General features: G+C 64.1%; 5 protein-coding genes. All 5 read right to left on the bottom strand.

The window, feature by feature from the left end:
- The coding region (locus ACLHHB_RS10555; protein WP_410218245.1) for a M20/M25/M40 family metallo-hydrolase at positions 1-853 on the bottom strand (853 nt) is incomplete at its 3' end.
- Entirely contained in the window at positions 850-2,424 is a 1,575-nt protein-coding gene (locus ACLHHB_RS10550) for a gamma-glutamyltransferase (RefSeq protein WP_410218244.1), read from the bottom strand. The genes ACLHHB_RS10550 and ACLHHB_RS10555, both read right to left, overlap by 4 nt.
- Before the next feature lie 10 nt (positions 2,425-2,434).
- Positions 2,435-3,415, bottom strand: coding sequence for an ABC transporter ATP-binding protein (locus ACLHHB_RS10545; protein ID WP_410218243.1), 981 nt, complete (start codon positions 3,413-3,415; stop codon positions 2,435-2,437).
- Entirely contained in the window at positions 3,412-4,410 is a 999-nt protein-coding gene (locus ACLHHB_RS10540) for an ABC transporter ATP-binding protein (protein ID WP_410218242.1), read from the bottom strand. The genes ACLHHB_RS10545 and ACLHHB_RS10540 overlap by 4 nt, the downstream gene beginning before the upstream one ends.
- 11 nt (positions 4,411-4,421) lie before the next feature.
- A partial coding sequence (locus tag ACLHHB_RS10535; RefSeq protein ID WP_410218241.1) for an ABC transporter permease occupies positions 4,422-4,846 on the bottom strand: 425 nt, incomplete at its 5' end.

Genomic DNA, 4,846 nt, shown 5'->3' with positions numbered 1-4,846 from the left:
AGTCATGATCGACGGAAGGGCCGTTCAGGTCCTCGATGGGCAACCCCTTCAGGGCCTCGCGGACAGGCGGTGTCAGGCTGTCGGGGCGCCATTCCCGAATCCTGATTTGTCCGCGCCGGTCACAGATCGTGGTCAGCGCATGGGCAAGGATCATCACGGGATCCGCCAGAAGGCCGCCCCAGTTGCCGGAGTGGTGAGCTCCGTTCCGCAGGTCCAAAAGCAGATCAAAGGTCACGCCACCGCGCGATCCCATGAAGATCGTCGGCACGTCGGGCTGAAGCCGAGGGCCGTCGGACGCGATCAGGACATCCGCAGCCAGATCATGCTTGTGTGCCTCGAAGAACTCGGGCAGGCCCGAGGAGCCGGTCTCCTCCGACATCTCGATCACGATCTTGACGTTGAAGCCCAGCTTGCCGCGCGCGCTGATGACGGCCTCCAGCCCCGCGATGTTGATGAGATGCTGCACCTTGTTGTCCGCCGTGCCGCGACCATAGAGGCGGTCGCCTTCCTCGATCAGCCGAAAGGGATGAAGCCCTTGACGCCACTGATTGGTCTGGGCGCGGATGACGTCGCCGTGCCCATAGGTCAGGACCGTGGTCAGGGCAGGGTCCTCGATGCGCTTACCCACCAGCAGCGGCCCACCTCGGGGGTCGGGGTTGTCGTGGATCGCGCAGACGAACTCCAGAGCCTCGAGGCGTGGCAGCATGGCCTGCTCAAGGTACCGATAAAGTTCAGGCCGCTGATCCGGATTCTGGCTTTCGGTGGGATATTCTACCAGAGATGCAAGCTCGGTCTGGAACGCCCCGCTGTCGAAATAGCGTTCAGCGGCGGCAAGGGCGGCATCACGGGTCATGAATGGAACTCCGGTTCGGCAATGGCGTCGCCCCAGGGCGACATGATCTCGGTACAGCCAGTGTTCGTGACGCCGTCGCGCATCACACCGGCCGGGCAGGCAAAGGCATAAGGAAAGACGGTGCGGCGAAAGCGCGTCGTCGGATGATGTTCCGCCAGCGCCGCATGGACGGCTTCGGGCAGTGCATCGTCGGCCGTGACAGCATCGCCGCCGGACATGTCGATGCGCCCGTGATGAAAGGCGCCTTCCAGATCCATGCCGAAATCGGCGACAAAGGAAGACAGCTGTGCCACCGCCCCGACAATCTTGCGTCCGCCCGAGGCACCGAAGGCAAAGCGGCGATCGCCTACCTCGCCGATGACCGGGCAGACGTTCATCAGGCAGCGCTTTCCGGGTGCCAAGGAATTCGCACGTCCGGGTACGGGGTCGAACCACATGATGCCGTTGTTCAGCAGCAGCCCTGTGGACGGAGAGACCACATGCGCGCCAAAGGCCGACAGCAACGTCTGCGTCATTGACACCATGTTCCCATCGAGGTCAACGATCGAGAAATGTGTGGTGCAGCCGGGCTGCGACGGAGACTCGCCATCGTCCCCCATCCCTTCCAGCCGTTTGGCATAGGCATCCCGCAGCGCATCGGCATAGGCGACGAACGCAGTTCCACCGGGCTGACCTGTCAGCGGGGGCAGCATAGTCAGAACATCGCGAAAGGTAGGTCCGGCTGTCAGACGCGGCGTGACATGGAACGTCGCCTGCCCGCGCGAGAAGCTGAGCGGCGTTTGAAGCTTGGCTTGGTAGGCGCGCAGGTCGTCATGGTTTAGGCTGCCACCCTTGGCCTGTACGTCTGCCACCAGCGCCGCACCCACGTCGCCATCATAGAACTCTCGTGCGCCTTTGGCAGCCAGTTCGGCCAAGGTTGTGACCATGGCATCCATCGGCAAGGTCTTGGCGACGGTGCTGGTCCAACCGGCCACAGGAGGCCACTGCCCATCTTCCAGAAAGAGGGCCGCTGCGTCCGGATCGGCGGCCAGTCCACGTGTGGCCGAGGCGATCATCAGCGCCGCATACCAATCGACCTGCAGCCCTTCTCGTGCCAACTCGACGGCTGGTCCCAGCAGATCACGCCACGGCATGCGGCCATAACGGGCATGAGCCTGCCCAATGCCATCCACGACGCCCGGCACTGCGACTGCGGTCGCGCCGCGAAGGTTGCGGTCATCCTTGACCGTGTCCCAAGGGAACAAATCGCCGGCCTTGCCCGTACCTGCCAGCGGGTAATCAGCCGGATCCAGGGCACCCGGCGCACGCATGCCATAGAAGACCGCTTCGGCACGCGCGGCCTCGGCGTGCCAAAGCATCATTGCGCCGCCGCCGGCGGGGCCACTCATCCAAGGCTCCAGCACTCCGATGGCGAAGGACACGGCAACGGCCGCATCGACCGCATTGCCGCCGGCTGCCAGAACCTCCGCGCCGACCAGAGCTGCGCGCGAGTTCTGGGCCGCGACCACGCCCCGTGAGGTTCCTCTTACGGACTTGCGCACGACCTGTGTGCGCGACAGTGATGACATCATGAGTGGTCCCTCAGCTGGCGGCCTGAAAGGGCTGCTGGTCATAAAGGTGACACTCGACATGCCCGTCGGATGTTGGCACTGGCCAAGGTGCGATCTGGGGACAATGCGGCATCACCTTGGCGCAGCGCGGATGGAAGGCGCACCCGGAAGGCGGGGCGATCGGGTTGGGATAGGCCGCGCCAAGCTGCGTGTCCGGCACTCCCATGTCAGGGTCAGGCGTCAGAACGGAGGCAAGCAACGCCTGCGAGTAGGGGTGGCGCGCTGTTTCGAACAGGGTGGCGACGTCAGCTTCCTCCACGATGCGGCCGAGATACATCACGGCCACACGCGTCGCGAGATGCTCGACCACGGCGAGGTTGTGACTGATGAACAGGTAGGTCAGGCCGAACTCGGCCCGCAGGTCGGCCAGCAGGTTCAGGATCTGCGACTGAACCGAGACATCCAGCGCCGAGGTCGGCTCATCGCAGATGACGATCTCGGGCTTCATGATGAGGGCCCGCGCGATGGCGACACGCTGTCGCTGGCCGCCGGACATCTGGCTGGGATAGCTGCGGGCAACGCGCGCGGGAAGACCGACGATGTCCAGCATCTTGTGCAGCTCCCGGTCACGGCTGGCGCTGTCGCCGATGCCGTGGACGCGGAGAGGCAGGGTGATGATGTCCTCGATGCTCTTGCGCGGGTTCAGCGAGGAGTAGGGGTCCTGGAAGATCGGCTGGATGCGGCGCGACAGCGCGATCCGGTCCTGTCCCGCCAGCGCCTGGCCGTCGACCAGAACCTGTCCCTTGCTCGGGGCCTCCAGTCCCAGCAGGATCTTGGCAAGGGTGGACTTGCCGCAACCGGACTCCCCCACCAGTCCCAGCACTTCGCCGCGCTGCAGGTTGAGCGATACATCGTTCAACGCGCGCAAAGGCTTTGGCTTGCCGAACAACCCCTGCTTGATGGTGTAGGTCTTGGAGACGTTCTTAAGCTCCAGAACAGGGTTGTTCGTCATGCCGTCACCTCTTCGTGGCGATGTCCGTCCGGATGGACGCAGCGGAATTCGTGTCCGTCCGGCAGCCGGCGCAGCGGGGCTGAAGTGTCGCAGATCCCAACACGCTGGTCACACCGTCCGCGGAACGGACAGCCTATGACCTCACCCACCAGCGACGGGACAATACCGGGGATAGTCCCAAGCCGCGCGCCACGCTCGTTGCGTCCGGGAACAGGAATGCAGTTGATCAGCCCGCGCGTATAAGGATGTGCAGGGTTGCGGAAGATGGCGGTGGCAGGTCCTGTCTCGACCAGCTCGCCCGCATACATGACAGCAACCTTGTCGGCGACACGGGCCACCACGCCCAGATCATGGGTGATCAGGATCAGCGCCATGTTCATCTCGCGCTGCAGATCCACCAGCAGCCGCAGGATCTGCGCCTGAATGGTCACATCCAGCGCCGTGGTGGGCTCGTCGGTGATGATCAGTTCCGGCTCGCACATCAAAGCCATTGCGATCATCACGCGCTGGCGCAAGCCGCCCGACAGCTGGTGCGGATACTGCGACAGACGGCTTTCCGCGGCGGTGATGCCTACCTTTTCCAGCAACTCGACAGCGCGGGCGCGAGCCTGCGCGCGGCTGACCCTCTTGTGCAGCAACAGCGTCTCGGTCAGCTGGTCTCCGATCGTATAGGCCGGGTTCAGCGAGGTCATCGGCTCTTGGAAGATCATCGACATCCGGTCGCCCCGCAACTGGCGCAACTGCCGCCGTGAGGCTTTCTGCAGATCAGTGCCGTCAAAGGTCATCCGGACAGCCTTGCGGCGGATCTTGGGAGCCAGCAACCCCATCAGAGCAAGCGAGGTGAGGGACTTGCCCGACCCGGACTCGCCCACAATGCATAGCGTCTCTCCGCGTTTCAGGTCAAAGTCGATGCCGCGCACGGCGTGAAGCGTACCGCCGGAGGTGGGAATATCCAACGTCAGGCCGCGGACCGACAGGAGGGGGGCGTCGTTCATCGGAGACCTCATCAATTGCGGTTCTCGGGAGCGGTGACATCGCGCAGCCCGTCGCCCATAAGGTTGATCGCCAGCACCAGCACGAACAGCACGGCACCCGGTATCAGGACCAGCCACGGCTCGAACAGCATCATGTTCTTACCCTCGGACACCATCAATCCCCAGCTAGGCGTGGGTGGCTGCACGCCAACCCCCAGGAAGGACAGGGCAGCCTCCAGCAGGATCGCGTGCGCCATCTCCAGCGTAACGACCACGATCAGGTTGTTGACGATGTTGGGCATGATCTCGGACAGCAGGATGCGTGGCGTCGAGCAGCCGACCGCGCGCGCCGCCGCCACGAACTCACGGCCGCGGATTTGCAAGGTCGAGGCGCGCATGACCACGGCAAAGCGATCCCACAGCTGCAGCCCAAGAACCCCGATCACCACGCTGAGCG

The sequence above is a fragment of the Paracoccus sp. (in: a-proteobacteria) genome, from assembly GCF_046462195.1.
Lineage (GTDB): Bacteria > Pseudomonadota > Alphaproteobacteria > Rhodobacterales > Rhodobacteraceae > Paracoccus.
This window is presented reverse-complemented; position numbering and strand designations above follow the sequence as displayed.